Raw genomic sequence first — 26356 nt, forward strand, 5'->3', positions numbered from 1 at the left:
CAGGAAGTAGAGCCCGCTTGCCGCGACAAGACCCAGCCCGGTAAGCGTGAGGACGATGGCCATCCAGTCGGGCGCGCCGAAGATCCAGTACTGCCAAAGGAGCGTCGCAAAGCCGCCGTGCAGGCCCTGCACGAGATACCACGAGACAAGCCCCCAGCCGGCAAGGCTCAACGCCGCGGCGAAGAAGCCGACGGCCCGCGCATCAGGGCGCGATAGCAGGTACGTCGCCAGGAACAAGGTGCCGCCGACGACGACGAAACCGGCGAAGACGGTCTGCGTCGGGAAGACCGGAAGCGGCGTCCAGCCGCCGAAGAACAGCGTCACCGTGAGCGCGGCGATGAGGAAGATGCCCGCGAAGACGCCCAGGAAGAACGTGCCAAAGCGCATGCCGCTGTACTCGGTGAAGTACCCGGCCACAAGCTCGCTCTCGGCCTCGGGAAGGTCCAGCGGCACGACGCCGATGCGGGCAAGCGCCGACGCGAGGAACACGGCGACGCCCAGCGGCAGCATGAGCGCGAACCACCAGGGCTGCTGCGCTTCGACGATGGCGCTCATGGAGAGGTTGCCGGCCATGAGGACGACCGCAAGCGCGGTGAGGATCATGGGGATCTCATAGGAGACGTCGAGCGCCGCGGCGCGGAGGCCGCCGATCATGGCGAACTTGTTGTTGCTCGCCCAGCCGGCCAGGATCTCGCCCAGGGGGCCGGCCGAGGAGATGGCGATGAGGAAGAGGATGCCCGTCGAGACGTCCGCGAGGATGAGGCCCTTGCCAAACGGGATCACGGCGAAGGCCGCCATGACCGGCACGAGCGCGAGGTACGGCGCCACGCGGAACGCGAACGGGTCGGCGCGCGCGGGGATGATGTCCTCCTTCATGACGAGCTTCAACCCGTCGGCCATGGGCTGCATGAGCCCGTGCGGTCCCACGTACATGGGCCCCATGCGGCTCTGGATGTGCGCCATGACCTTGCGCATGATCCACGTGAAGCCGGGCGCCACCGTGAGCACCACGATGAGCACGAGAAACGCCATCAGCACGAACGCGAGCCCGGTGAACACCCAGTCGGGAAGCCATCCAAGCGTGAGCTTCTCCGCGATCCAGACGAAGAGCCCACGCGAGGCTCCGTAGAGGTCGCCCTCACGGAGGACGGCAAGAAGCCGGTCCAGGACGAAGATCAGGAACTGCGCGAGGTCGCTTGCGATTCCCATGGGTTCACCGGTCGATGTCGCCAAGGACGATGTCGATGCTCCCGAGCGTGGCGATGAGGTCGGGGATCTTGAGCCCCGGAGCGATCGCGGGAAGCACGGAAAGGTTGCTGAACGTGGGCGCGCGCCACTTGACCCGGTAGGGCTTGTTCGTGCCGTCCGAGAGGAGGAGCACGCCGTACTCGCCGCGCGCGCCCTCGATGCGGGCGTACACCTCGCCCTTGGGGGGCTTCACGCGGTTCTGCTTGGCGCGCTCGCCGATCTCCGGCGCCACGTAGGGTCCTTCGGGGACCGTCTCGAGCACCTGCTCGAGGATGCGGCAGGACTGTCGCATCTCCTCGATGCGGACGTCGTAGCGCGCAAAGCAATCGCCGTCTGGCCGCGTGGGCACGTCGAAGTCGAGCCGGTCGTACATGCCGTAGGGTTCGTCGCGCCGCTGGTCCCAATCGAGACCGCTTGCGCGGGCGGCCGGGCCCGTCACGCCGTACTCCTTCGCGAGGGAAAGGGGCAGGCGACCGACGCCCTGCGTGCGCAGGAGAAAGATGTCGTTGTCGCGCAGGAGGTTGTTGTACTCCTCGATGCGGCCCTTCTGGTAGGCCACGTACCGTCGCGCGCGGAGGAGGAACTCCTGGCCGACGTCGCGCCTGACCCCGCCGAAACGGAAGTAGCTGTAGGTGAGGCGAGCGCCGCACATCTCCTCGAGAAGGCCGAGCACGATCTCGCGGTCGTGCAGGCACCAGAAGAAGGGCGTGAGCGCTCCGATGTCAAGCCCGAAGGTGCCAAGCCACACCTGGTGGCTCGCGATGCGATTGAGCTCGGCCGCGATCACGCGGAGCGCCTCGCCCCGATCGGGGATCTTCGTGCCCAGGAGCTTCTCGGCCGCCTGCACCCAAGCCCAGTTGTTGTGCATGGCGGCGAGGTAGTCGAGCCGGTCCGTGTACGGGATCCACTGCAGGTACGTGCCGTCCTCGGCAAGCTTCTCGCTGCCGCGGTGCAGATAGCCGATGACGGGTTCGACGCGCTCCACGATCTCGCCGTCGAGGACGACCTTCAAGCGCAGCACGCCGTGCGTCGAGGGGTGCTGGGGGCCGAAGTTGATCTGCAAGTGCTTCTCGATCTGCGTGGGCGGAGGAAGCTGCGCGGCCACGCTCACCACCCCTTACCCTCTTCGAAGGAGACCGTGTCCTCGCCCGTCTCGGGGTCGAGGTTCACGAACTGCTCCTTCGTGCGGTCGTAGTCCTTGCGAAGGGGGTGGCCCGTCCAGCCGTCGGGCAGGAGGATGCGGCGGAGGTCGGGGTGGCCGTCGAAGCGCACGCCGAAGAGGTCGTACACCTCGCGCTCGAGCCAGTCGGCCGCTTTCCAGAGGTGGGCGATGGACGGAAGATGCGGCGCGTCGCGCGGAAGCTTGGCTCGGAGCGCCACGCGCTCACGGCTTTCGTAGGAGAAGAGATTGTAGACGACCTCGATGCGCGGAGGGCCGTCCGGCGGGTTGCTGCCCGGGGGATAGTTCGCCTTGGCGACCTCGGGGTCGAGGTAGTCCACGGCCGTGAGGCAGGCCAGGTGGTCGAACCCGAGCGAGCGCAGGTGCGAGGCCGCGTCGGCGATGCGCGAGGGCTTGATCGTGAAGCTCCACTGGTCGCACTGGGGCGTGCGTTCCAGGATGAGGTCGGCCGCCTCCTTCTCGAACCGGGCCACGTTTCCGGCGGGCGGCTGCGCGGGCTCCGGGACCTTGTCCTTCTTGGCGGGCGCGGCGGGCGCCTTCGGGGGCGTTGGCGAGGGCGGGCGCGGCACGGGCTCGATGGGTCCGCGCGTGCGCGCGGCTTCCTCGGCGGCGCCGGGCCGCACCGTGGTGGGCTCCTTCGAGGGGGGCTCCTGCGCCATCGGCTCTACGCCTCCGTCGCGAAGAGCCGCGACAACTGGAACCCCGTGAAGGCCGGCTCCTTGGACCGCTTGATCTTCTCCTGCAGGAGCATGATGCCCTCGAGCAGCGCTTCCGGTCGCGGCGGGCAGCCCGGAACGTAGACGTCGACGGGGATCACGCGATCGGCGCCCATGACCGTGTTGTAGCTGTTCTGATACGGGCCGCCCGTCGTGGCGCAGCCTCCCATGGCGAGCACGTACTTGGGCGAGGGCATCTGCTCGTAGAGGACCTTCATGCGCGGGGCCATGCGCTTGCAGACCGTGCCGGGCACGATCATGAGGTCGCTCTGGCGCGGGGAGCCGCGGAACACCTCGGCTCCGAAACGCGCGATGTCGTAGGTGCCGCCCACGGTGGCCATCATCTCGATGGCGCAGCAGGCAAGGCCAAACTGCATGGGCCATAGCGCGTTGGCGCGGCTCCACTTGATGAGCTGGTCGAGGGTCGCGAACAGGATGTTGCCCTTCTCCTCCTCGCCTTCCAGGATGACGCGCACCATGGGTTCACCGTGCCCATTCGAGGGCGCCTTTCTTCCACGCGTACAGCCAGCCGTCGAGGATGAGGACCGTGAAGAGGACCATGGCGACGATCTCCCAGAAGGCAAGCGTCGCGAAGGTGGTAGCGAAGATGACGAGGAAGGCGATCTCCACGTCGATGACGAGGAACAGGAGGACGTACAGGTAGTACTGGATGTCCACTTGGCTTCGGGCGCTTCCGAACGGGACCTCGCCGCATTCGTAGGTGGACTTCTTCAAGGCGCCGGGGCGGTAGGGACGGCCCAGGACCTTGCCGACGTTCAGGGTTACAAAGACGATGGCGACGGCAAGGACTAGTAGAACCGCTACGGGCAGGTACGAGAACAGGACGTCTGCCATTTAAATACCCGGGGCAAGAGCGGCATGCAGGCTAGGGTAGATGAAGGTTGCTCCCGAGCGGGGAAGCGCGCCAAAACGGGCGGCACCGCTGGTCTCAGGCGAGGTCCGAAAGCGCGCCGGGCCTTGCCCGCGGATCGCCTTCCAGGAAGACCCGGTGCCAGACGTCGAACGAGAGGATGTTCCACAGGTGGGCGTACTCCCGTTCGCGGGAACGGTCCACGGGCCGATCGAGCATGCGCGTCACCCACTCGGGACGGAAGTAGCCGTGCTTCTCCAGCCTCGCGGGCGTGAGGAGCCGACGGGCGACGTCGCGCATGCCCGTCTCATACCAGTGCCACATGGGGGCTCCAAACACGCGTTTGCGCATGTTCTGCACGATCGCGTCGGGCAGGATGCGCCGCATGGCCGAGCGAAGGATGTGCTTCTGCCGCGCGGCCTTCATCGCGTGCGGGATGCGGAACGAGAGCTCGACCACGTCCTTGTTGCAGAACGGGACCCGCCCCTCCACGCTGTGGGCCGCAAGCATGCGGTCGGCGATGAGCAGGATGTCGTCGGGGAGGTAGGTGTGCATCTGCACGAGGAGCGCCTGCGTGGGGAACTCGACGTCCGGGGCGGCCTCGAAGTACGGGCGGTACGCGTCCGACGGGCGGATCGGCTCCAGCAGCAGGCCGTCGCCAAGGACGTCCCGCTCCTCGCGGCTCGTGAGGGGTCCGGTGGGCGCAAACGCCTCGTAGAGCGAGGGCGGATCGTCGGCGGCGGCGACGAAGTTCCGCATGCGCTCGGTCCTGTCCGTGGGCATCGGAAGACGTGACACGGCCGAACGCACGGCGCGGGGAACGTAGCGGGGCATCTTCCACCGCCGCACGGCGTTCAAGTCCCGCTGGTAGCCGAGGTAGAACTCGTCGCCTCCGATGCCGGAGAGGAGCACCTTCACGTGCGCGCGCGCGGTCTGGGCGAGGAAGAACGTGGGTCCCGCCTGCATGCGCGGCTCCTCCATGTGCCAGAGGATCTCCGGCAGGCGGCGGAGGCCTTCGTCGTTATCGTACGTGAGCTCGTGATGGCGCGTGCCGAAGTGCTCGGCCACCATGCGCGCGTCGGCGCCCTCGTCCTCGTCCGTCCCGAAATTCACCGTGTACGTGTGGATGGGATCCTTCCAGTGGCGGCTCATGAGGGCGACAAGGGTCGTCGAGTCCATCCCGCCCGAGAGCATGACGCCGATGGGCACCTCGCCCTGAAGCTCGCGACGCACGCTTGCCTCCAACGCGTTGCGGGTCGCTTCGATCCAGTGCTCCTCCGGCCGATCCTCCGGCGCGACGGCGGGCATCCAATAACGGCGCGTGGTGACCTTGCCCGCTTCCCACGCGAGCTGGTGGGCGGGCTTGAGGCGCCGGATGCCTTCGAGGAACGTCTCCTCGCCCGGCACGTAGAACTGGTGCAGGAAGAGCTTGAGCGCTCGACGGTTCAGCCGGCGCCGGACGCCGTCGTGCTGGAGGAGCGCCTTCATCTCGGAGGCGAACAGCAGCCCGCCGTCCACGAACGTGTAGTGCAAGGGCTTGACGCCCAGCGGGTCGCGCGTGAGCACGAGCCGGTTGCGGCGCGCGTCCCAGATCGCGGCCGCGAAGATGCCGTTGAGGCGCGAGGCGAAGTCGTCGCCCCAGGCCTCGTAGGCGTGCACGAGCACCTCGGTGTCGCTTCGCGTCCGGAACCGGTGGCCAAGCGTCTCAAGTTCCGCGCGCAGCTCGTGGTGGTTGTAGACCTCGCCGTTGTAGGTGATCCAGACGGACTCGTCCTCGTTGGGGATCGGCTGATGGCCGCCGGCGATGTCGACGATCGCAAGACGACGGTTGCCAAGCCCCGCCGCCACGCCGTGGAACTGCCCCTCGTCGTCGGGGCCCCGGTGCGCCTGGACGTCGCACATGCGGCGGAGCAACGGCTTGTCCTCGAAGCCGACGTAGCCGGCGATGCCGCACACGGGCTTGACTAGCCGCGGCGTGGTCTTAAATCATGCGCCGGGAGGGCCGGGGAACGTCACCGGCCGTTGCGTGCGCGCGCTCTCGAGGGCCGCCTCGATCATGACGACGGCGCGCGCGGCCGCGTCGGCGTCGGCGCGCGGAGGCGCGCGTTCCCGAACGCATCGCACGAAATCGCGAAGCTCGGCCATCAACGGCTCGTGGCCCGCCGTCCGCACCTCGCGCGTGGCGCCGGCGTCGGCGACAAGGTCGTCTCCCTTCCGCGCGATCGTCGCAGGGGTGACGCGCACGGCGTCCAGCCGAAGGTAGTCGATCTCGACGGTGGCGCGCTCGCCCACGATCGTGAGCTTGCGCTCCTTGCCCGCCGCGCCCGGCGAAAGCCACGACTGCCACGCCCACGCCTTCGCGCCGCCGAAGTCCATGGACAGCATGGCGACCTCGTCGACGCCCGGGCCGTTCCAGGCGCCGATCGAGGCGTGCAGGGAGCGCGGGTAGTCCACGCCCAGAAGCCAACAGAACAGGTCGACGTCGTGGACGCCAAGGGCCTCCAGCACGCCCATGTCGGCGCGCGGGGCTCGAAAAGCCTGGCGGCTGGACAGGAAGTACCGGATGGACCCAAGCTCGTGGCGCGCGATCATGGCGCGCGCCGCCTCAATGCCGGGGTGGTACCGGAACAGGTGGCCGCACAGGAGCACGCGGCCGCGCGCCTTGGCGATCGCGACGAGATCGTTGGCCTCCTTCGGCGTGCCCGCAAGGGGCTTCTCGACGAGCACGTCCTTGCCCGCCTCCATCGCCTGGCTTGCAAGCGCATGGTGCGTGGGCGTGGGCGTGCAGAGGTCGACCGCGTCCACCGTGGGATCGTCAAGGAGGGCCCGCACCTCGAAGACGGCCGTTCCCCCGACCTCGTCGGCAAGCGCCTGGGCTCGCGCCCGGTCCACGTCGCAGATCGAGAGCCCGTCGATCTCGCCGGCGGCGAGCATGCGGCCCCACGTGCGCGCGTGGTTCTGCCCCCAGGCGCCGACACCCACGAGGCCCACGTGCACCGCCGCTACCTCCGCCGGAAGCTCGTCACGCCCTCGGCCACGAGCGCCACGTCCTCGGGCGTGAGTTTCGGATGCACGGGCAGCGAGAGAACTTCGCGCGCCGCGCGGGAGGAGTTGGGCAGCGCAAGCTCGCCGTACGCGGCGCGAGCCCAAGGCTGCTCGTGGATCGGCACCGGGTAGTGGATGATGGTCTCGACGCCCCGCTCGCGCAGGTGCGCGGCAAGAGCGTCCCGGGCGGACCCGTCCGGGCCGTCGACCCGGATCACGTACTGGTGGTAGACGTGCCGGGCGCCGGGCGTCTCGATCGGAAGCGTGATGCCGGGCGTTCCCGTGAGACGCTTGGTGAGCTCCGCCGCGTTCCGGCGGCGCGCCTCGTTCCACTCGGGAAGCTTCGCAAGCTGCACGCGGCCCACGGCGCTCTGCATCTCCGAGAGGCGGAAGTTGAGCCCCACGACGTCGTGGTCGTACTTGGCGCCCGGCCTCCGCCCCGCGTCGCGCAGCATGCGGAGTTTCGTGGCGAGGTCGTCGTCGTTTGTCGCAAGCGCCCCGCCGTCGCCGGCGACGGTCATGTTCTTGCTCGGGTAGAAGCTGAAGGCGGAGAGCTTGCCGAAGGTTCCGCACGCCTGGCCGTTCAAGGTGGCGCCGTGCGCCTGGCAGGCGTCCTCCAGGACGGGGATGTTCCGCTCGTCGGCGATCTCCTGCAGACGCTTGATCTCGGGGACCGGATGCCCGTAGAGGTCGACGGGAACGATCGCGCGCGTCTTGGCCGTGATCGCGCGTTCGACCTGCATCACGTCGAGCGTGTACGTGTCGGGCCGGACGTCCACGAAAACGGGCTTGGCGCCGTGCGCCACCACGGGCGTCGCCGTCGCCACGAAGCTGAACGAGGGCACGACGACCTCGTCGCCCGGGCGGATGCCAAGCGCCCAGAGGGCCATGTACAGCGCCACGGTGCCATTGGCGCAAACGACCGCGTGGCGGGCGCCCAGCATGCGGGCGAACTCGCGCTCGAACGCCTCGCCCTCGGGTCCGTGGATCCATCGTCCGCTCTCGAGCACGCGGAGGACGGCCTGTCGCGTCGCATCGTCCACGTGCATCTGGGCCATGCGCACCTTCATCTGTCACCACCGGTAGGGTCGATGCCCGTGCTCGGGCGGGCAGGAGAGCTCGTCGATCCGCTTGACCACGCGCGCGGGGTTGCCGGCGACCACCGCGCCCGGGGGCACGTCGCGCGTGACGACGGCGCCGGCGGCCACGAACGCGCGGTTTCCGATTGTAACGCCGGGAAGCAGGATCGCGCCGGCGCCCACGATCGCGTCCTCGCCGACCTCCGGTCCGCGGATCGTGTCGTCGCGCCGGGAGCGATCGTGCGGGGCGGCCTTGAAGGCGGGGTCGCGCGGGTAGCGGGCGTTTGTGACCACGACGCCCGGTCCGATCCACGCGCCGCGCCGCAGGATCGTGTACTCGGGCACGAAGCAGTTGGAGTGGACGCGCACGCCGTCCTCGATGAGGACGCGGTGCTCGACGACCGAATGCGAGCCCACGCTCACGTCGTTTCCGATCGCGTTCTCCTCCCGCACGAGCGCCCCGTGCCCCGTCTGGAAGCGGTCGCCGATGCGGTTGCCCGCGTAGATCACGGTCTGGGAGCGGATCCGTGCCTGCGCGCCAATGTGCGTCGGCGCGTCGGGCAAGGGGTGAACCCCGATCTCGCAGAAGTCGCCCACCTCGGAGCCGGGGCCAAGCGTGACCTTGGGGCCGATGACGGGCTTCATTGCCACCGCCCGCTCAGGTGCCGGCGCAGCGGCTCGCGAAGCTCGGCGTGCATCATGGCGATCTCGAGGTTCGTCTTCAGCCAGTCCAGCCGGTTGCCGATGTCGAAGCGGTGGCCGGTGAACTTCGAGCAGTACACCTTCTCGGATTTGAGGAGGATGCGGAGGCCGTCGGCGAGCTGGATCTCCCCGCGCGCATCGGGCTTGGCCTCCGACAGCGCCTGGAAGAGGCGGGGCGTGAAGATGTACCGGCCGCTTGCGGCAAGGCGGCTTGGCGCCGACCCGGCGGAGGGTTTCTCCACGACGTCCTCGACCTCGGAGACGCCCGTTCCTGCGGAGCGGCCGGGCTTCACGATGCCGTAGAGGTGGACGCGCTCTTCGGGCACCTCCTCGACGGCGATGACGCTTGCGGACAAGCGGGCGTGCACCGCGAGGAGCTGCTTGGTGGCCGGCGGTTCGCCGACGTACACGTCGTCGCCCAGGAGCACGGCGAAGGGCTCGTCGCCCACGTGCTTGCGCGCGCACCAGATGGCGTGCCCCAGCCCCCGGGGCTCCTTCTGGCGAACGTAGTGGATCTCGGCCGATTCGCCGATGCGGCGGATCGAAGCCGCGCGGTCCTTCTCGCCCCGCTCGGTCAGGTGGTGCTCGAGCTCGAAGGCGCGGTCGAAGTGGTCCTCGATGGCGCGCTTGTGGCGCCCGGTCACGATGACGATGTCGTCGCAGCCGCTGGCCACGGCCTCCTCGACGACGTACTGGATGGCCGGCTTGTCGACGATCGGGAGCATCTCCTTGGGGATCGTCTTTGTCATGGGCAAAAAGCGCGTGCCAAGGCCCGCCGCGGGGATGACCGCCTTCACGGTCCCGCCTCCCGCGGAAGCCCGACGGCGTAGTAGCTGCCGCCTGCTGCGCGCACGGCGTCCTGGGGCACGACCCTCCGGCCGTCCACGACGACGGGCGTGCGCATGCGGGCCACGACGCCGGGCCAGTCGAGCGCTCCGTACTCGGCGTGGTCGGTCGCCACGACGATGCCGTCCCATCCGCCTTCCTGCGGCTTGCCCCGCGGCGCGCGAAGCTCGGCGGTGGGCCCGACGGCCGGGTCGTGCACCGACAGGCGCGCGCCCGAGGCCTTGAGGATCCGGCCGATGCGCACGCCCGGCGAGTATCGGGTCTCGGCGACGCCTCCGCGGTACGCAAGGCCGAGCAGGAGGATCTTCGCCCCGCGCAGCGTGCGACCGTGCCGCGCGAGGCCCTCCTTGAGGAGAAGGACGGCGTGCGCGGGCATGGCGTCGTTCACCTTGCGCGCGGTCGCAAGAAGCGGCGTGGGCGTGCGGCCCATGACGAAGTACGGGTACACCGGGATGCAGTGGCCTCCGACGCCGGCGCCGGGCGTGTGGAGGTGCGAGTAGGGCTGCGTGTTGGCTGCGCGGATGGCCTCCATGGCGTCGATTCCGATGCCTTCGCAGTAGGCGGCAAGCTCGTTGGCAAGCGCGATGTTGACGTCGCGGTAGACGCCCTCGAAGACCTTGACGGCCTCGGCCACGCGCGCGGACGAGACGACGAGGACGCCCTTCTTGTTGACGACCTCGTAGATGCCGGCGGCCGCCTCCGCGCTTGCCTCGTCGAGGCCGCCCACGACCTTCGGGTAGCTCTCCGTGATGTCGCGGAGGGCGCGACCGCTTGCCGTCCGCTCCGGGCAGAACGCAAGGCCGACGTCGCGCCCCGGCCTGGCGCGTTTGTCCGAGAGCCAGGACACAAGCGGGCCGTCGGTGGTGCCCGGCGGAAGCGTGCTCTCCTGCACGACAAGCGAGCCGGGCTCGATGCCGCGCGCGATCGTCTTTGCGACGGCCTCCACGGCGCGAAGGTCCGGGCGCTTTCGGGGCGTGAGGAGCGTGGGAACGAGGATGACGTGGACGTCCGCCGCGCGCGCGGCGGCGACGCCGTCGGTGGTCGCGGTGAGCGTTCCTTCGCGAACGGCCGACGCGACGGCCTCCGGAAGCCCCGGCTCGCCGGCGACGTGGCACCGGCCCGCCGCGACGGCTTTCACCACCGCGCGGTCCACGTCCACGCCCGTGACGCGCGCGCCGGCTTGCGCAAAGCAGGCGGCAAGCGGCAGCCCCATCTTCCCGAGGCCGTACACGGCCACGCGCACGTCGCCTTGCGCAAACGCGCGCGACACTTCGGCGCGCGCGCGGCCGTAGGGCTTCATTTGCGCTCCTCCGGCGGCACCTCGCCGATGCGACGGGCCGGCACGCCGGCGACCACCGCGTTGGCGGGAACGTCGCGCGTCACGACGGCGCCGGCGCCCACCACCGCGTTCTCGCCGATCACGACGCCGGGTAGCAGCGTTGCGTTGGCGCCCACGCGCGCCGCGCGCCGGATCGTGACGCCTTCGAGCTTGAACGCGCCGCGGCCCATCTGCTTGTCGTTCGTGAGGACGGCGTTGGGGCCGACGAACGCGTCGTCCTCGATCACGCTGAAGGTGGGAACGTAGACCATGCTCTGGAGGCTCACGCGCGCGCCGATCGCGCAGCGGTCCTCCACGATGGAGCGCGTCCCGACGAGCGTCGACTCCCCGATCGTCGTGTCCTCGCGGACGAGGACGTAGTGGCCCGTCTGCACGCGGTCGGCAAGCGTGGCGCCCGAGTACACGACCGTGTGGCTCCGGAGGATGCAGTGGCGTCCGATGCGCGCCCCGCGCACCTTGTCCATGGAGCCGGACCGCAGGTGCTCGATCTCCGGCTTGCCGGCCGCGCCGAGCACCACGCCCTCGCCGAGGATCGTGCCCTCGCCGACCACGGTCCCCCCGTACCGGATGGCGTTCACGCCGCGAGCACCTCGGACAGCGCGACGGGCCTCCCTTTGGCCGCGCTTTGAAGGGCCGCGTGCGCGATCGCAAGCGCGGCAAGCCCGTCCTCGCCGGGGACAAGCGGACGCGCGCCCGTCTCCACGGCGCGAAGGAAGTCGCGAAGCTCGGCGGCCAGCGGCTCGGCGGCCTTCATCTGGTGCGTGCGCACGTCGTGCTCAAGCGGCATGGCAAAGAGGTTGTCCTCCGGCGGCGCGCCGGCGCGCGAGGTGGACACCTCGAGCGTCTGGAGGATGTAATCCGCCTCGACGTAGGCCTTCGAGCAGGTGAGCGCGAGCCTGCGGACCTTGCGCGGCGTAAGCCAGTTCGTGTCGACCACGGCCGTGACGCCGCCGGGGAAGCGAAGGAGGATCTGCGCGCGCTCCTCGTGGCGCCCGCCGGGCGCGGGCATGGCCGTCGCGAACACGAACTCGGGATCGCCGCCCACGAGGTAGCGGATGACGTCGAGGTCGTGGATCGCAAGGTCGAGGATGACGCCCACGTCCTTCACGCGGCCCTCCACGTTGCGGTTCACGCGCCGCGCCGAGATCGAGAGGACCTCGCCCACCTCGCCCGAGGCGATGAGGCGCTTGGCCGCCGCGACGACCGGATTGTGCCGCTCCACGTGGCCAACCGCGAGCACGACTCCTTTGGCGCGCGCAAGCTCCACGAGCTCGCGCGCCTTGGGAAGCGTGTCGCACAGCGGCTTCTCCACGAGAACGTGCTTGCCGGCCTCGATGGCGGCCTTGGCCAAGGCGTGGTGGTGCTCGGTAGGCGTCACGATCGAAAGGGCGTCGACGCCGCGCGCGTTGAGGAGCTCGCTGAAATCCTTCACGTAGTCGCAGCGGTACCGCTGCGCGGCCGTCTTGCCGCGGGACTCGTCGAGGTCGCAGACGGCCACGAGCCGCGCGCCGATGTCGTGGTACACGCGCGCGTGGTTGATGCCCATGGCCCCAAGACCGACCACGGCCACGCGGGGAGCGGCCATACGACCGCGGGAACCCCGCGAAGGCTTAAATAGGATACTCCCGGCGGCTACACGACGCGGCCCGAAAGCCCGCACGCTGCGCAGCGCGCCTCCCCGCCGCCGGCCCGCGCCACAAAGCGCGTGCGCGTCCCGCAGCGCGGGCACGAGGTCTCCCGCTCCTCGCCCGACAGCGTCGGCCGGCCGACGACGGGCTCCGCCGGGGCAAGCCCTCCCCGCTCGTGGTCGAGCATCCAGCGCGACACGGCCACGGGGATGAGCGGCCACAGGAGCGCTCCGGCCACGACGCTTGCGGCAAGCCCCGCCATGCTCGCGCGGCCCTCGGCCACCGACGCGACGGTCGCCGGCACGGCCGCGATGAACGCGACGATCGCAAGCACGATCGAAAGCTCGATCGCAAACAACCCGTTGCGCGTCGCGCGCGCGATGCGCCCGCTCTCGCGCAGAGCCAGCGGGGCGGAGAGCCCCCGCGTGGCGACAAGCCCGGGCGCGAACATGAAGCGGCGGAACGTGAGGAATACGATCGCAAGGCCCGCCGCAAGCCCCGCGTACAGGAAGACGGTGCCCATCGTCGCGTTGAGGTACACGGCGCCAAGCGCGGGAAGCAGGGGCCCGGCGACGCCCACGAAGAGAACGAGCGCCACGACGATGCCGCACTCGACAAGCTCGCGGCCGCGGTGGAGGAACGTGGCAAAGCCCGTCGCCGCGCGCGCGGGCTTGCCGTCGAGAAGATCCCGGGTCATGGCGGCCACGCCGCCAAAGGCCGCCACGACGATCGCCGCGTCCACGAGCGCGGGCACGAGCGCGCGCAGGAACGCGCCGTAGAACGCGAGCGGGTCGTGCGGCCAGTGCGACAGCGGATCGACGTCGCCGAGCACGATCACCGCGAGCACGCCGTCGAGCGCAAGGAGCGCCGAGACGGGAAGCCAGTAGAGGAAGAAGGCGAGCATGCCGGACGCAAACGTCGAGAATCCGGCCCGCGTCGCGGTGGCCATCGAACCCGCATGCGGGTCGCCGTGAAAAGGATTTCGCGTCGCCAGGCGCACGGACGCCCCGCCGTCGCGCGGCTCGTCGCACAGCCTCAAGCAGCGGCGCACGCGTTGCTGGCGGCGGTGAGCCGATGGCAGTTCCTTGGGGTCTTGTCGTGTTCCTGTTCGGCATCGTGTACGGTTACGTGACGCCCGGGCGCCAGGACAAGGTCGGGCTGTTCAAGACGGCGCTTCTCGTCGGCGTGGTGCTGGGAATCCTGTTTGCCCTCGTCGGTTTCGTCGTCGACCTCTCGCCCGTGGGCTTTGCTTCCGGCCAGGACGTGCTCGGCTTCATCGTAAGCGTGGTCGTTCTCTCGCTCCTCTTTGTGATCGGCGCGTGGATCGGCGACTGGCTCGAGGGCGCCGTGCGGACGCGCCCGGCGCCGTGAGCGCCGCCGACGTATACACATGTATACATACGTATACATGCCCCTCGGCGGGTATTTCTAGCCGCGCCGCGCTCGCCGCCTCATGAAGCTTGGCGTCATCGCCGGCACGGGGTTCTACGATCTCACCGGCGGGGAGACGCTTCCCGTCGACACGCCGTGGGGCCCCGTCGAGGTCGCGGCGAGCAAGCGCAAGGACCGCACGATCTTCTTCCTTGCGCGCCACGGCTCCGAGCACCAGCGCCCGCCGCACCGCGTCGAGCACCGCGCCAACGTGTGGGCCTTGGCCGCCTGCGGCGTCGAGCGCGTGCTTGCCGTGAACACGGTCGGAAGCCTGCACCTCGACTGGAAGCCCGGCACGTTCGTCGTTCCCAGCGACTTCGTGGACTTCTCCGGTCGCGCGGCCACGTTCTTCGACGACGAGGCCGTGCACGTGGACATGACCGAGCCCTATTGCCCGCAGGCGCGAAAGGCGCTCCTTGCCGCTGCGCGACCCGCCGCGCGCGAGGGCGTGTACGCGTGCACGCAAGGGCCCCGGCTCGAGACGCCCTCGGAGATCCGCCTCCTTTCGCAGGTGGCCGACGTCGTGGGCATGACCGGCTACCCGGAGGTCGTGCTCGCGCGCGAGAAGGGCCTCTGCTACGCGAGCCTGTGCGTCGTGAGCAACCCCGCGGCGGGATTGGCCAGGAGCCTTCCCATCGACGAGGTGCTGCGCAACGCCCGCCGAAGCGAGAAGCGAGTGCGCGAGACGATCCTTGCCGCGCTTCTCGCGCTGCCGGCGCGGCGCGCGTGCGGATGCCGCGAGGCGGCGGAAAAGGCGCGGATCGGCGCGACGACGAAGGCTCCCCGCGCGCGGCGTCAATAGCCCGCAAGCGAGCCGAGCACGCCGGCCAGAAGCACCCACCCGAGCACGGCGTTCACCGCGAAGAACGCGCGGTTGACCTTCGCGGGGTCGTTTGGATCCGCAAGGTAGTGCTCGACCGCAAGGAGAGCGACGATGGCCACGATCGCCGCGATCATGGCCGACGAGAGCGGCAGGAAGAACAGCGTGAGCGTGCCAAGCGGCACGAGCATGATCACGTGCAGCGTCGAGGAGAAGACGAGGGCTTCCGAGACGCCGTAGCGGGCCGGCACGCTGTGGAGGCCCTCGCGTCGGTCGACCTCGACGTCGAGGAGGGCATAGATCACGTCGAAGCCCGCGACCCACAGCGTGGCGAATGCCGCCAGGAGAAGCGCGGGCTCGGCGCTCCCAAACGTGCCCGTGACGGCAAGGAAGCCGCCGACGGGCGCGGCGCCAAGCGCAAGGCCGAGGACGAAGTGGCACCACGCGGTGAAGCGCTTCGTGTACGGGTAGAGGAAGAACAGGGCGACGAGGACGGGGGAGAGGGCGAGGACGAGGGGGTTCAAGAGCGCCGCGGCGGCCACAAGCGCTGCGAAGGACGCGATTGCAAGCGCCCACGCCTGGCGCATCGTGAGCGCGCCCGCCGGCAGCGCGCGGGCGGCCGTGCGGGGGTTTCGCGCGTCGATGGCGGCGTCCACGATGCGGTTCAAGGTCATGGCGCCCGTGCGCGCCGCGACGGCGGCGATGAGGGCCAGCGCGAGGATGCGCAGACCCTCGTTCGAGAAGGCGGGGAGGCCCTCGGCGCGCAATCCAAGCGCGACGCCTGCCAGCACGAAGGGCAGCGCGAAGAGCGAGTGCTCGATCTTCACGAATTCGAGCAGGACGCGAAGCGACGGTCGCGGCACGACGCGGCAAGGCGCGAGGCGTACTAAAACCGGTCGCATGCCAAGGCTTATCCTTGCGGCTGGTTTCCCGAGAGGCGATGGAGCGCGCCCTCGAGATCGCCGGCGTTCGGCTCACGCGCCTCTCGCCGCACGAGTGGCAGGTGCCCGCGACGGCGAAGCCCGGCATGCGCGTGCCCGCCCGCATCGTGGCCTCGGAGAAGCTCCTGCGAGAGATGGACGCGACCGTCTACGAGCAGATCACGAACGTGGCCACGCTGCCCGGAATCGTCGAGGCTGCCTACTGCATGCCCGATGGTCATTCGGGTTACGGCTTTCCCATCGGCGGCGTGGCCGCCATGGACGCGGAGACGGGCGTCATCAGCCCGGGGGGCATCGGCTTCGACATCAACTGCGGCATGCGCCTCGTGCGCACCGACCTCACGCTCGGCGACGTTCGCCCGCGCATTCGCGAGCTCGTCGACCGGCTCTATGCGCGCGTCCCCGCCGGCGTGGGCTCGACGGGCTTTGTCAAGGTCTCGAAGGACGAGTTCCGCGCGGCGCTCGCGGAGGGTGCGCGCTGGTGCGTGGACCGCGGGCTTGGGTGGGAGGACGATCTTGCGGCGACCGAGCTTGGCGGCCGCATGGGGACGGCCGACGCGTCGAAGGTCTCGCAGCGCGCGGTCGACCGGGGCGCAAACCAGATCGGCACGCTTGGAAGCGGCAACCACTACCTCGAGATCCAGCACGTTCGCCCGGACGCCGTGCACGACGAGGCGCTCGCGCGCAAGTGGGGCCTCTTCCCGGACCAGATCGTGATCATGTTCCACTGCGGGAGCCGCGGCTTTGGCCACCAGGTCGCGACGGACTACCTGAACGTCTTCCTCCCCGCGATGGAGCGCAAGTTCGGAATCCAGGTCGTGGACCGCGAGCTCGCCTGCGCGCCGTTCTTGAGCCAGGAGGGCCAGGACTACTACGCGGCCATGGCCTGCGGCGTCAACATGAGCTTCGCCAACCGCCAGGTCATCCTCCACCGCATCCGCGAGGTGTTCTCGGAGATCCTCGGGACCGACGCGGAGGACCTGGGACTGCGCCAGGTGTACGACGTGTCGCACAACCGCGCAAGCATCGAGGAGCACGAAGTCGAGGGGCGCCGGCGGAAGCTCATCGTGCACCGCAAAGGCGCCACGGCAAGCTACCCCGCCGGACGCCCGGAGATCCCCGCGCGCTTTGCCGCCGACGGCAGCCCCGTCATCATCGGCGGCAGCATGGAGACGGGCTCGTGGCTCCTCGCCGGCGCCGCCGGCGCCGCGCGCACCTTCTGCTCGACGGGCCACGGCTCGGGTCGCACCATGAGCCGCACCAAGGCCAAGCACACGTTCCGCGGACAGGAGCTTGCGCGCTCGATGGAAGCGCGCGGGATCTACGTTCGAAGCGCGAGCTTCGCCGGGCTTGCGGAGGAGGCCGGCGCGGCGTACAAGGACGTGGACGAGGTCATCGAGGCGACGCACCAGGCGGGGCTCTCCCGCAAGGTCGTGAAGTTCGTGCCCATTGGAAACGTGAAGGGGTAGCCGCGTGCCGCACCGATTCCTCGACGACCTCGCGTGGGCGGACCTCGCGTTTGCCGCAGAGGGGCGCACGCTCGCGGAGCTCTTCGAGGCCGCCGGCCGCGCGGTGACGGAGGCCATGGTCCGGGACCTCGCGTCGATCGGCGCGGCCGTCGAGCGCGAGATCGCGCTGTCGGCCGAATCGCCCGAGGCGCTCCTGCACGCCTTCCTCGAGGAAATCGTGTACCTCAAGGACGCCGAAGGACTCCTCCTCTCGGGCTTTGCGATCCGCGTGGGCGAGAGGAACGGCCGGTGGGAGCTCGACGGCCACGCGACGGGCGAGACGATCGATCCTTCGCGCCACGCCACGGTCGTCGACGTGAAGGCGATCACGTGGCACAAGTTCGAGCTTGCGCGAGCGCCCGAGGGCGGATGGCGCGCGCAAGTCGTTCTGGACGTGTAGGCTAGCGCTTGGCGAGCAGCGGCTCGACGAGCGCGCGCGCCTTCTGCGCGGCTCCCTCCACCTTGGCCGGATCGCCCTTGCCTTGGAGGAAGTCCTCCTTGCCTCCGCCCTTTCCGCCCAGCGCGGCAAAGACGTCGCCCGAGATCGGGCGAAGGTCGAGGCCCAGGCTGGGGGTTGCGGCGAGCACCAGGCCGCCGTCGGCGGAGCCGAGGATCGCCACGCACGATCCTTGGCCCGTGAAATTGCGCGCTTGCGCCACGAGATCGGTCAAGCGCTCGGCGGCCTTCGGGAGGACGATCACCCGGACGCCGCCCACGTCCCCGCCGCCTGCCGTGGCCGTGCCGGGGCCGGCGGCGAGCAGGCGGGCGTTCTCCTTGCGCAACGTCTCCAGCTCCTTGCGAAGAGCGCGGCTCTCCTCGGAAAGGCGAGCGATCGCCTTGGGCAGCTCCTCGGGCTTGGCCGCGAGGACCTCGGCGGACTCGCGCAGGATCCCGTCGCGCTCCTGGATGCGGCGCACGGCGGCAAGCCCGGCGGAGAACACGAGTCGCTCGACGCCGTCGGCGATGCGCTCGGCGCGCAGGATCTTGATGGGTCCGACCTCCGAGGTGCTGCGCGCGTGCGTGCCGCCGCAGCACTCGACGTCGTAGTCGTTGATGCGGACGACGCGAAGCGTGCCGCCGACCGCGTGGCCGCCTTGGTAGATTTGGAGCCCAAAGCGCCGCTCGGCCTCCATGCGGTCGATCCACATGCGCTCGACGGCCATGTCCTCCAGCACGACCACGTTCGCCAGTTGCTCGATCTGTCGGATCTCCTCGTCCGTGATGCGCCGGTGGTGCGTGACGTCGAGGCGGCTCTGCTCGTAGCCCTTCTGCGCGCCCGTCTGCCACACGTGGGGCCCAAGCACGCGCTTTGCGGCTGCAAGCAGGATGTGGGTGGCCGTGTGGTGCCGCAGGTGCGCCATGCGCTTGCCCCAATCGAGGCGCCCCTTCACCATGGCGCCCCGCTTGAGGCGGCCGCCCCGGATGGCGTGGAAGACCACGCCGTCGCGGATCTGCGCGTCGACGACCTCGACGCTCTCGCCGCCCTCGAAGAGCACGCCCCCGTCGGCCGGCTGGCCGCCGGTTTCGGCGAAGAACGCCGTGCGGTCCAGCACGACCTCGTCCGGGGCGCCGGCGGTGCCCGACTTGACGTGCAGGACCACGGCGTCGAACTCCTTTGTCTCCTGCGTCTCGTAGAAGAGGAGGCGCGTCTTGGGAAGCGCGGCCACGGCCTTGTCGACGGCCGCTTTCGCCTTGGGTTTGCGCTCGGCCGCGTGGCGTTGGGCCACGTTCGCGTAGAAATCGTCGGGAACCTCGACCGCGACGCCGTGCCGGGCGGCGACCGAGGCGACAAGGTCGGGCGGAAGGCCGTGCGAGTCGTAGAGCTCCACGAGCCGCGTGGGCGTGAGGCCCCCGGTTCGGGCTTCGCGCTCGACGAGCTTGCCGCCCTTCTCCATGGCCTCGCGGTAGCGCTCGGTCTCGTGGCGGACGAGGTCGAGCACGTCCTCGCGCGCGGCTTTCAGGCGCGGGAAGTCCTTGGCAAGCGCCGCGATCTGCCGGTCGACGATGGCGGCAAGCGACAGGGGAAGCTTCGCCTCGTCGATCATGCGGAGCGTTCGCCGAAGGACCAGGCGCGCGAGGTAGCCCGCCTTTGAGTTCGAGGGGACGACGCCGTCGCCCAGGAGGAAGGCAAGGCAGCGCGTGTGGTCGGCGATGGCGTAGATGCGCTCGAGGGGCGCAAGGACCTGCTCCATCTCCTCGACGGTCGTCCGCACGCCGCGCTCGCCCAGACGCTGCACCACGCGGCGGCGAAGCTCGCGAAGCTTGCCATGCGTGTCCACCTCCACCATGGAGGCCAGGCGCGCGCTCTCGGTCCGGATCTGCGCAAGGCGCGGATCGGACAGCGTGCGCTCGAGGCCGGCGGCGACCGTGAGCTCGCGGACGAGCTCGGGCCACAGCGCCTCGTAGATCGTGGGGGCCCCGTTGGAGATCCAGGCGAGGCGCTCGAGGCCGTACCCCGTGTCGACGACGCGGAGGTCCATCGGCGCGTAGCGTTCGCCGTAGAGCTCGATGGGCCCGTCGGGGTCGGCGGCGAGGTTCATGAACACGAGCGTCGCGACCTCAAGCCCGCGGACGAGCACCTCGAAGGCCGGGCCCGCGTTGCCGCCGCCGGCCCAGGGCTTCTCCTTGTAGGCGACCTCTTTTCCGTCGATGCCAAGCTCGCGCGTGAGGAACTCGTGGCACAGCTCGACCGTCCGGTCCTTCCAGTAGATCTCCTTCTGGGGCGAGTTGAAGGCGTGGTGGGCCATCATCTCGAACGTCGTCAGATGGCGTCCGGACTTTCCCACGCTGTCGAGGTCGTTCAAGCGGATGCACGGCTGCGAGATGGCAAGCGGGTTGGCGGGGGGCTTGGCGGAGCCGTCGGTGACTTGGGGCTGGAAGACCGCGATGGAGGCGATCGTGAGGTAGATGTCGTCGCGCCAGCGAGCGACCACGCCGTAGGGCGGGACGCGCGCGTGCCCCCGCTTCTCCAGGAACGACAGGTACGTCTCGCGCATCTCCGAGAGCGTGTACCGGCGCTTGGTGGCGGGCCTTCCGAGGAAATCGTACTCCGCGCAGGGCGGATCGCCGCACAGCGTCCGGGCCGCGTCCTGGCTCCAGAAAGGATACTTGCAGGACGCGCAGGTTTTCCGCGCGAATCCGTTCCGGCGGAAGAACTCGAGCTGGTACTCCTTGTCCAGGCCGGAGACGGTCATGGCAGCGCCGGCCGGTATCGCGCGCTTCGCCTCTTGAACCCCTCGCCCTACCGCGCCGCGTTTCCACCCTCGGAATTCGAAAGCTAGAAATATGCTGTCGTAAACATCCCGGCCTGGGAAGGAGGGTACGAGAGGATGCTCAAGGCGTTGTTCCCGTTTCTCGACATCCTCCTTGCCGCGCTTGTCATGGGCCTTTTCATGTCCTTCTGGAGCCTCACCGAGGCCAAGCGCTCGACCGAGCGCATGAAGCGGCAGCATCACCGCCTGCGCGCCGGGCTTCTGCTCGTGGCTGCCGGCGTGTTCGTGAGCATCACGGGAGGGACGTTCTCCGACCAGCTCGCCGACGCCATCAAGCTGGGCGCCTTCCCCCTGTACTATGTCGGCGTGGTCCTCATCGAATCGGCCACCTGGCCGCCCAAGGACGACGCCCCGCGGGGGGTCGCCGCGTGAGCGAGATGACAAACGCGGTGCTCGTCATCCAGGCGGTCATCGCCACGAACCTCATCCTGATCGCCCTCGCCTTTGCCAACGACGCCCGCGCGCAGCGCTCAGCCTCGCGCCTCAACGCGGGCCACAGCCTGTTCCGGATCACGATGGCGGCCATCATCACGGGCATCGCGGTCGCCTCGATCGCGGACGCGATCCGCTACACGGCGGACCTCTCGCGAGACAGCCCGATCTTCCTGCAGCCGACCATCCTCGGCGTGGTGCTCATCGCCGTTGGCCTCACGGGCATCGCCTCGATCGTGTCGTCGTCGCGCTTCGACCGGGCGGCCGGCGGCACGTGACCGATCGAAACGTTGAAGCGGCCGACCCCCGATGGCGCGCCGCCATGCTGCCCCGGCGCGCGGCCGTGCTCTCCCTCCTGGCCGTCACGACGGTCCTGGCAGGTTGCACCGACCCGACGGGCTTGTTCTCCCGCGAGGACCGCACGGCCGCGGGAGAGCTTGCGCTCGACTACCTCTCGAACGCGCGCTACGCGCGCCTGTACGTCGAGCTCGACTACGTTTCCGGCGCGGCGCCCAACGACGCGGCGCTGCAGATGCTGCGCCAACGCATCTCCGAGAACACCGCAAAGGGCGGCAACGTGGAGATCAACCTCGAAGGCGGCGTTCCCGGCCGGGGCGCCGGGCACAAGTACACCCTCGACGAGATCCGCGCGCTCGAGCGCGCGCACCGCAGCCGCTTCAGCGGCGAGGGAACGGCCGTGCTGTACGTGCTGTACCTCGACGGCGGGTTCGCCCGCGACCTCGACGCCTCCGCGAAGACCCTGGCGGCCGCCTACCGCGGATCAAGCGTGGTGATGTTCAAGGGCAACATCCGCGACACGTCGCGCTCCGACGACGCGCCGCTGCCCGTGCCGTCGCTGTCCCCAAAGCCGCGGGAGCGGGCGCTGGAGGGCGCCGTGCTCGTGCACGAGTTCGGCCACATCGTGGGACTCGTCAACAACGGCATCCCCATGATCACCGCGCGCGAGGACCCGGAGCACGAGAAGCACAGCACCAACACCCGCAGCGTCATGTACTGGGCCGTCGAGTCCAGCGCCGTCCTCAACCTGCTGGACGTCGAGAACATCCCCAACGACTTCGACGCCAACGACAAAGCCGACATGCGCGCGGCGCGGGGGGGTTGAGCCATGCCCGATCCCCGTGACAACGACCGGCTTCTCGTGGACGCGCTCACGCTGTCGGTCAACAAGAACCTCGACGACGTCGCCACCCTCCTTCGCTGGGCGCACGAGGCCGGCTCGCCGGAGGAGAAGCTGCGCCACATCGAGCAGGCCATGGCGCTCCTCGAGGACGTCAGGCATTCCCTGGCGGAGCTTTCCCGTTCGGGCTCTCGACGGTGACCGAGAAGCCGGCCGACGAGGTCGCGATCTCGCCGCGCAGCTCCCGAAGCCGCAACTGCTCGACCGCAACCCCGCGCCCCGAAAGGATCGCCGCGACGCCGTCCACGTGCCCGTCCCCGATCACGGCCACCACGTCGAGCCCCCCCGCCGACAGGTCCGCAAGCGCCTTGGCCATGTGCTCGTTGCGTTCGTCGATGAGCACCCGCTTGACCGTGGGGAACTGGGCGCCCAGCGACTCGAAGAAGGAGGCGTAGTCGGCCGACACCTGCTCGATCTGCCGGTCGAGGTCCGCGCGCCCGGGCAACAAGCCCGCGAGCGCCGCCAGGAAGAACCGCGCCCGCTCCCCCCAGGGCATCTGGGCCCACAGGCGCGCGAAGGTCTGCCGGACGTCGACGTCGATGAGCGCCACGCCGGACCCGATCTCGCGCGCGATCTCGTAGGCCGCCTTCATCTCGCTGCCCGGCTCGATGCCCCGCTCCGCCGCAAGCCTGCGCTGGAAGCTGGCAAGCAGCCGGTAGACGGCGGGCGCCTTCCCGGAGCGTTGGGGGTTCAGAAGCCCGGCCAGGCGCGGCGGATCGAGCTCAAGGGCCACCACGGCGGGGCGCCGGGTGCGGATCTCGGCCCGCAGGCGCTCGCGCAGATCCACGACGTGGGCGGTGCCAAGGAGCGTGATCACGGTCTTTCGAAACGGCGCCGGAGTTAAAAGCTACGGCGACCGCTTCCGCCGCTGCGTCGAAAGGAACGTCGTCGTCCGCTCGACGCCGCCGGCCCGTCCGACGCCCTCGAGCACGCGGTTGTGGACCTCCTCGAAGGAGTCGCCCGAGAACCGGGCCAGCACGTCCGTGCTCGCGGTGGAGAGGACCTCGTGGATGTTCTCGACGCCCTGGAGGTCCTGGAAGGTGAGCTCGCGCGCTCGCGTGCGGACGATGGTCCACGCCTGGATCGTCTTCTCGGACCCGCCCGGGTTCTCCCACCGTTTTTCGACCGGGTTGCGCTCCACGGCCTCGATGCCCGGCCGCGCGAGGAGCTCGAGGTGGAAGCGGTCGAGATCCGGGCGGTCGCCGCCCGAAACAAGGGCAAAGAGATCCCACGCGCCCGTGGTGATGGCGACGTGCCGCACGCGCGGCTCGGAGGAGAGGGCTTGGAAGATTTCGCGGACCTGCGCGGCGTGCGCTCGGACGAAAAAGAGCTCTTCGATCGCCATTCCTCGACACCGCACCGTCCGCACACCTAAAATCGTTTCCTAACGAAGTTCTATCAATCTTGGAAAATGAAACGGCGAGGTCCCCGCCACGCGGGCGGGCGTCACGCGTCGAGGCGACCGGCCGAGAGCGCCGCCGGGTCGTATCCGAACGCCTGGAGCCAATCGGCCGTCGGGCCGGCGGCCACGACGGGAATCCGGGCGGCGTCGGACAGCTTGGCCGTACCCGTTAGGAAGAGAGCGGTCCGCAGTTCGTCGAGCACCGTCTGGAGGAACGCGGCGCCTTCCTTCTCGCCCTTGACGGCCGCGCGAAGGGCCGCGCCGGCCATGCCGGCCATCGTCGCCCCAAGCGCCAGAGCTTTTGCCGCGCAAAGTCCGTCCTTTACGCCCCCCGTCGCGACGACGGGAAGCCCCGTGCGCCCCGCTTCGAGGACGGCCACCGGAGTCGGAACGCCCCAGTCCCGGTACAGCTCCCCCAGGCGCGCGAGCTTCTCCTCGCCTTCGCGCCGCGCCCGGACGAGCTCGACGGCCGCAAACGTGGTGCCGGAGAGGCCGCCCACGTCGATCGCGGCGACGCCCGCGCGGGAAAGGAGCGCCGCCGTGCGCCTCGTGAGTCCCGCCCCGGTCTCCTTGGCGATGAGGGGCACGTCGACCCATTCGCGAAGGCGCGCGATGGCTCCGATGGCGCCGCGGGCGGCAAGATCCCCGCCGGGCTGCACGACCTCCTGCAGATAGTTCAAGTGCACGATGAGCGCGTCGGCCTCCAGCATGGAGACGAGGCTTTGGACGTCGTCGCGCGAGAGGGGTTTTCCGTCCTTCTGCTCGAGAAGCTGCGGCGCGCCGATGTTGGCGGCCACGAAGGGAACGTCGTGGTCGCGGACGGAGGTGTAGGTCCTTCGCATCTCGGGGCTCTTGAGCGCGGCCCGCTGGCTTCCCACGCCAAGCGCGAGGCCGTGCTGCGAGGCCGCGTAGGCGAGGTTGCGGTTGATCCGCTCGGCGTCGGGATAGCCCCCGGTCATGGAGGCGATCATGATGGGCGCGCCAAGCCGCTTGCCAAGGAACGTGAGCGAAAGGTCGACGTCCGCGTGGTCGACCTCGGGAAGCGCCTCGTGGACGAGCGTGAGGTCCCGGAAGAAATCGTGCCGCGAGGCGACGTCGTCCTTCACGTTGATGAGGACGTGCTCCTCCTTGCGGTTGATCGTGGCCTTGGCGGTCGCGTAGTCCTTCGGCGCGGCGGCCTTGCCGGAGGAGCGCGCTTTCCGGCGGCGGGTCGTCTTGGCCACGGCGGGCAAACGCTAGGTCCGCTCTAAAAACGTTCGCCTAGGGCGTGACGACGGTCCCCACGGGCCGCCCGCCCTGGAGCGCCTCGGACAGTCGCCCCCGCTGACGGCCGTTGACCACCCAGACCGGGGTCCCAAGCTCCGCGATCGTTGCGATGGCGCGGGCCTTGCCGGCCATCCCTCCGGTCACGTCGGGCCCTCGCGCGCCCGCGAGGCTCTGGCGGCGCAGCTCGTCGGGCGCAAACGACGGAACGAGGCGGGCGCCGGGCTCTTCCGGGGGGCGGTCGAAGATGCCGTCGACGTCGGTCACGAAGACGACGCGCGAGGGCTTCGTCTCGCGCGCAAGCCACCACGCGATGTCATCCCCCGAGAGGACGGAAACGCCGCGCAACTCGTCGTGCACGAGATCGCCGTGCGTGACCGGCGTGAGGCCGAGGTCGAGCGCGTGGCCGAAGGGGGAAACGTCCAGGAACGCGAGCTTTCCGTCGCGGTTGGCGGCCACGGGGTACGGCGGGATCGCGACGGGGTGGAGGCCGCTTGCGCCCAAGGACTCGAGCACCTGCACGTTGAGGAGGCGCATGTCGAGATGGATCTCCGAGAGGGGGCCGAGCTGGGAGCGGTCCACGAGCCCTTGGTGGATCCCGTGCTTCTTGGCAAGCGTGTGGCCGAAGGAGCCGGCGCCGTGGATAACGACGAGCGGCTCGGTCGCCTTGGCAAGCTCGCGCCCGAGCGCGTGGATCACGGCCGTGTCGGCCACCTGGCGCGCGCCCTTGGGCGCGATGAGCCCTCCGCCGAGCTTGACGAGGATCATTGGATCCGGACCCCCGGCTCGGGCACCGACAAGACGTAGGCCAGCGCGCCGCGCTCCTCCACGATGCGCGCGACCTCGCGCGGCGCGTCCGTGAGGGCGACCATGCAGCCGCCCCCGCCGGCGCCCGTGAGCTTGGCGCCGAAGCTTCGCTTGCGGCACGCTTGCACGAGGGCGTCGAGCTGCGGCGTCGAGACCCCAAGGATCGTCAGGAGATCGTGCGCACGGTTCATGCACTCGCCCAGGGCGGGAAGGTCGCCCTGCGAGAGCGCCGTGCGGCCGCGTCGCGCGACCTGGCCGATCTCGCGCACGACGTCGCGGCCGAAGGACGAGCGCTGCACGAACGTGGCCGCCTTGGCGACCATCTCGCCGGTGGGCGCCCGCCGGCCCACGTTGCCGATAACAAGCGACAGGGGCGCGACCGGCTGGTCGTGCACGTGCCAGGTCCGGTCGTTGCGCGAGAAGCTCCACAGGTGACCCGCGCCTTCCGACGTGTCGAGGAGGATGCCGCCGCCGTGCGTGGCGATGCTCGTGTCCGTCGGGCTCGCGCGGCCGTCCTGCGCGGCAAGCTCCGTCTCGAACGCCCGCCGCGCGATCTCCGCCTCCTCGATCTTGCCCGAGAGCGCCGACAGGCAGGCGACCGTCGCCACCGAGAGCGCGGCCGAGGAGC

Annotated in this window: 29 protein-coding genes; 8 read left to right on the forward strand and 21 right to left on the reverse strand. The window is 69.9% G+C overall.

Annotation, left to right across the window (positions count from 1 at the left end):
• The 14 genes from VM681_01530 to VM681_01595 all read right to left on the reverse strand — a co-directional run.
• The coding region (locus tag VM681_01530; protein ID HVL86679.1) for a complex I subunit 1 family protein at window positions 1-1209 on the reverse strand (1209 nt) is incomplete at its 3' end.
• A gap of 4 nt (window positions 1210-1213) precedes the next feature.
• On the reverse strand, window positions 1214-2362 hold the full coding sequence (locus VM681_01535) for an NADH-quinone oxidoreductase subunit D (GenBank protein ID HVL86680.1): 1149 nt from the start codon (window positions 2360-2362) through the stop codon (window positions 1214-1216).
• Complete coding sequence (locus VM681_01540) at window positions 2356-3087, reverse strand: NADH-quinone oxidoreductase subunit C (GenBank protein HVL86681.1); 732 nt, start codon at window positions 3085-3087, stop codon at window positions 2356-2358. Before VM681_01540 ends, VM681_01535 begins: the two co-directional genes overlap by 7 nt.
• A gap of 5 nt (window positions 3088-3092) precedes the next feature.
• On the reverse strand, window positions 3093-3623 hold the full coding sequence (gene nuoB / locus VM681_01545) for an NADH-quinone oxidoreductase subunit NuoB (protein HVL86682.1): 531 nt from the start codon (window positions 3621-3623) through the stop codon (window positions 3093-3095).
• 4 nt (window positions 3624-3627) lie between these two features.
• The gene (locus tag VM681_01550; protein ID HVL86683.1) at window positions 3628-3999 is read right to left on the reverse strand and encodes an NADH-quinone oxidoreductase subunit A; all 372 of its coding nucleotides are present in this window, start codon (window positions 3997-3999) and stop codon (window positions 3628-3630) included.
• Window positions 4000-4093: 94 nt separating this feature from the next.
• On the reverse strand, window positions 4094-5971 hold the full coding sequence (gene asnB, locus VM681_01555; GenBank protein HVL86684.1) for an asparagine synthase (glutamine-hydrolyzing): 1878 nt from the start codon (window positions 5969-5971) through the stop codon (window positions 4094-4096).
• A gap of 30 nt (window positions 5972-6001) precedes the next feature.
• Window positions 6002-7012: a Gfo/Idh/MocA family oxidoreductase gene (locus VM681_01560; protein ID HVL86685.1), complete on the reverse strand. Its 1011-nt coding sequence runs from the start codon at window positions 7010-7012 to the stop codon at window positions 6002-6004.
• Window positions 7013-7017: 5 nt separating this feature from the next.
• Window positions 7018-8130 carry a DegT/DnrJ/EryC1/StrS family aminotransferase gene (locus tag VM681_01565; protein HVL86686.1) on the reverse strand — a complete coding sequence of 371 codons (1113 nt, stop codon included), beginning with the start codon at window positions 8128-8130 and terminating at the stop codon, window positions 7018-7020.
• A 3-nt stretch (window positions 8131-8133) separates the two neighbouring features.
• Window positions 8134-8784: a DapH/DapD/GlmU-related protein gene (locus VM681_01570; protein HVL86687.1), complete on the reverse strand. Its 651-nt coding sequence runs from the start codon at window positions 8782-8784 to the stop codon at window positions 8134-8136.
• Window positions 8781-9638, reverse strand: a complete 858-nt coding sequence (gene galU / locus VM681_01575) for a UTP--glucose-1-phosphate uridylyltransferase GalU (protein ID HVL86688.1) — start codon at window positions 9636-9638, stop codon at window positions 8781-8783. The genes VM681_01570 and galU overlap by 4 nt, the downstream gene beginning before the upstream one ends.
• Window positions 9635-10987, reverse strand: coding sequence for a nucleotide sugar dehydrogenase (locus tag VM681_01580; GenBank protein HVL86689.1), 1353 nt, complete (start codon window positions 10985-10987; stop codon window positions 9635-9637). Before VM681_01580 ends, galU begins: the two co-directional genes overlap by 4 nt.
• Window positions 10984-11604 carry an acyltransferase gene (locus VM681_01585; protein ID HVL86690.1) on the reverse strand — a complete coding sequence of 207 codons (621 nt, stop codon included), beginning with the start codon at window positions 11602-11604 and terminating at the stop codon, window positions 10984-10986. Before VM681_01585 ends, VM681_01580 begins: the two co-directional genes overlap by 4 nt.
• Window positions 11601-12611, reverse strand: a complete 1011-nt coding sequence (locus VM681_01590) for a Gfo/Idh/MocA family oxidoreductase (protein ID HVL86691.1) — start codon at window positions 12609-12611, stop codon at window positions 11601-11603. Before VM681_01590 ends, VM681_01585 begins: the two co-directional genes overlap by 4 nt.
• Window positions 12612-12658: 47 nt before the next feature.
• The gene (locus VM681_01595) at window positions 12659-13603 is read right to left on the reverse strand and encodes a TFIIB-type zinc ribbon-containing protein (GenBank protein HVL86692.1); all 945 of its coding nucleotides are present in this window, start codon (window positions 13601-13603) and stop codon (window positions 12659-12661) included.
• 125 nt (window positions 13604-13728) lie between these two features.
• Between VM681_01595 and VM681_01600 the strand changes: the two genes are divergently transcribed.
• The gene (locus tag VM681_01600) at window positions 13729-14025 is read left to right on the forward strand and encodes a hypothetical protein (GenBank protein ID HVL86693.1); all 297 of its coding nucleotides are present in this window, start codon (window positions 13729-13731) and stop codon (window positions 14023-14025) included.
• Between the two features lie 82 nt (window positions 14026-14107).
• On the forward strand, window positions 14108-14887 hold the full coding sequence (locus VM681_01605; GenBank protein HVL86694.1) for an MTAP family purine nucleoside phosphorylase: 780 nt from the start codon (window positions 14108-14110) through the stop codon (window positions 14885-14887).
• On the opposite strand, the gene VM681_01610 is transcribed toward VM681_01605, so the two are convergent.
• A complete protein-coding gene (locus tag VM681_01610) occupies window positions 14881-15768 on the reverse strand; it encodes a UbiA-like polyprenyltransferase (GenBank protein ID HVL86695.1) in 888 nt (295 codons plus the stop codon). The two genes, VM681_01605 and VM681_01610, sit on opposite strands and share 7 nt — an antisense overlap.
• 77 nt (window positions 15769-15845) lie before the next feature.
• Here VM681_01610 and VM681_01615 point away from each other — a divergent pair, with 77 nt between their 5' ends.
• Window positions 15846-17315, forward strand: coding sequence for an RtcB family protein (locus tag VM681_01615; GenBank protein ID HVL86696.1), 1470 nt, complete (start codon window positions 15846-15848; stop codon window positions 17313-17315).
• Between the two features lie 4 nt (window positions 17316-17319).
• Window positions 17320-17754, forward strand: a complete 435-nt coding sequence (locus tag VM681_01620) for an archease (protein HVL86697.1) — start codon at window positions 17320-17322, stop codon at window positions 17752-17754.
• 1 nt (window position 17755) lies between these two features.
• Here VM681_01620 and alaS read toward each other — a convergent pair whose 3' ends face one another.
• Window positions 17756-20548: an alanine--tRNA ligase gene (gene alaS / locus VM681_01625; GenBank protein HVL86698.1), complete on the reverse strand. Its 2793-nt coding sequence runs from the start codon at window positions 20546-20548 to the stop codon at window positions 17756-17758.
• Window positions 20549-20683: 135 nt separating this feature from the next.
• Here alaS and VM681_01630 point away from each other — a divergent pair, with 135 nt between their 5' ends.
• From VM681_01630 to VM681_01645, 4 genes are read left to right on the forward strand one after another with little or no spacing between them, the layout of a single operon-like run.
• Window positions 20684-20998, forward strand: coding sequence for a hypothetical protein (locus VM681_01630; GenBank protein ID HVL86699.1), 315 nt, complete (start codon window positions 20684-20686; stop codon window positions 20996-20998).
• Window positions 20995-21336, forward strand: a complete 342-nt coding sequence (locus VM681_01635; GenBank protein ID HVL86700.1) for a hypothetical protein — start codon at window positions 20995-20997, stop codon at window positions 21334-21336. Before VM681_01630 ends, VM681_01635 begins: the two co-directional genes overlap by 4 nt.
• A 44-nt stretch (window positions 21337-21380) precedes the next feature.
• Window positions 21381-22181, forward strand: coding sequence for a hypothetical protein (locus VM681_01640; GenBank protein ID HVL86701.1), 801 nt, complete (start codon window positions 21381-21383; stop codon window positions 22179-22181).
• A 3-nt stretch (window positions 22182-22184) separates the two neighbouring features.
• A complete protein-coding gene (locus tag VM681_01645; protein HVL86702.1) occupies window positions 22185-22397 on the forward strand; it encodes a hypothetical protein in 213 nt (70 codons plus the stop codon).
• On the opposite strand, the gene VM681_01650 is transcribed toward VM681_01645, so the two are convergent.
• The 5 genes from VM681_01650 to VM681_01670 form a co-directional block, all read right to left on the reverse strand.
• Complete coding sequence (locus tag VM681_01650) at window positions 22351-23073, reverse strand: TraB/GumN family protein (GenBank protein HVL86703.1); 723 nt, start codon at window positions 23071-23073, stop codon at window positions 22351-22353. The two genes, VM681_01645 and VM681_01650, sit on opposite strands and share 47 nt — an antisense overlap.
• 30 nt (window positions 23074-23103) lie before the next feature.
• Window positions 23104-23601 carry an Lrp/AsnC ligand binding domain-containing protein gene (locus VM681_01655; GenBank protein HVL86704.1) on the reverse strand — a complete coding sequence of 166 codons (498 nt, stop codon included), beginning with the start codon at window positions 23599-23601 and terminating at the stop codon, window positions 23104-23106.
• Window positions 23602-23702: 101 nt separating this feature from the next.
• Window positions 23703-24881 (reverse strand): type 2 isopentenyl-diphosphate Delta-isomerase, encoded by a 1179-nt coding sequence (gene fni, locus VM681_01660; GenBank protein ID HVL86705.1) that lies wholly within the window; start codon window positions 24879-24881, stop codon window positions 23703-23705.
• A gap of 37 nt (window positions 24882-24918) precedes the next feature.
• Window positions 24919-25689 carry an isopentenyl phosphate kinase gene (locus VM681_01665; GenBank protein ID HVL86706.1) on the reverse strand — a complete coding sequence of 257 codons (771 nt, stop codon included), beginning with the start codon at window positions 25687-25689 and terminating at the stop codon, window positions 24919-24921.
• Window positions 25686-26356: mevalonate kinase (locus VM681_01670; protein HVL86707.1), on the reverse strand; the 671-nt coding region annotated here is incomplete at its 5' end. The genes VM681_01670 and VM681_01665, both read right to left, overlap by 4 nt.

The sequence above is a fragment of the Candidatus Thermoplasmatota archaeon genome, from assembly GCA_035541015.1.
Lineage (GTDB): Archaea > Thermoplasmatota > SW-10-69-26 > JACQPN01 > JAIVGT01 > DATLFM01.

Bases quoted from the DNA above. Each gene is read 5' to 3' on its own strand.
- VM681_01615 (HVL86696.1), top strand. From the start codon at position 15,846: ATGGAGCGCGCCCTCGAGATCGCCGGCGTTCGGCTCACGCGCCTCTCG.
- nuoB (HVL86682.1), bottom strand. From the start codon at position 3,623: ATGGTGCGCGTCATCCTGGAAGGCGAGGAGGAGAAGGGCAACATCCTG.
- VM681_01630 (HVL86699.1), top strand. From the start codon at position 20,684: ATGCTCAAGGCGTTGTTCCCGTTTCTCGACATCCTCCTTGCCGCGCTT.
- VM681_01570 (HVL86687.1), bottom strand. From the start codon at position 8,784: ATGAAGCCCGTCATCGGCCCCAAGGTCACGCTTGGCCCCGGCTCCGAG.
- VM681_01645 (HVL86702.1), top strand. From the start codon at position 22,185: ATGCCCGATCCCCGTGACAACGACCGGCTTCTCGTGGACGCGCTCACG.
- VM681_01595 (HVL86692.1), bottom strand. From the start codon at position 13,603: ATGGCCACCGCGACGCGGGCCGGATTCTCGACGTTTGCGTCCGGCATG.
- VM681_01580 (HVL86689.1), bottom strand. From the start codon at position 10,987: ATGAAGCCCTACGGCCGCGCGCGCGCCGAAGTGTCGCGCGCGTTTGCG.
- VM681_01640 (HVL86701.1), top strand. From the start codon at position 21,381: ATGCTGCCCCGGCGCGCGGCCGTGCTCTCCCTCCTGGCCGTCACGACG.
- VM681_01600 (HVL86693.1), top strand. From the start codon at position 13,729: ATGGCAGTTCCTTGGGGTCTTGTCGTGTTCCTGTTCGGCATCGTGTAC.
- VM681_01540 (HVL86681.1), bottom strand. From the start codon at position 3,087: ATGGCGCAGGAGCCCCCCTCGAAGGAGCCCACCACGGTGCGGCCCGGC.
- VM681_01665 (HVL86706.1), bottom strand. From the start codon at position 25,689: ATGATCCTCGTCAAGCTCGGCGGAGGGCTCATCGCGCCCAAGGGCGCG.
- VM681_01550 (HVL86683.1), bottom strand. From the start codon at position 3,999: ATGGCAGACGTCCTGTTCTCGTACCTGCCCGTAGCGGTTCTACTAGTC.
- VM681_01605 (HVL86694.1), top strand. From the start codon at position 14,108: ATGAAGCTTGGCGTCATCGCCGGCACGGGGTTCTACGATCTCACCGGC.
- VM681_01590 (HVL86691.1), bottom strand. From the start codon at position 12,611: ATGGCCGCTCCCCGCGTGGCCGTGGTCGGTCTTGGGGCCATGGGCATC.
- VM681_01565 (HVL86686.1), bottom strand. From the start codon at position 8,130: ATGAAGGTGCGCATGGCCCAGATGCACGTGGACGATGCGACGCGACAG.
- VM681_01655 (HVL86704.1), bottom strand. From the start codon at position 23,601: ATGGCGATCGAAGAGCTCTTTTTCGTCCGAGCGCACGCCGCGCAGGTC.
- alaS (HVL86698.1), bottom strand. From the start codon at position 20,548: ATGACCGTCTCCGGCCTGGACAAGGAGTACCAGCTCGAGTTCTTCCGC.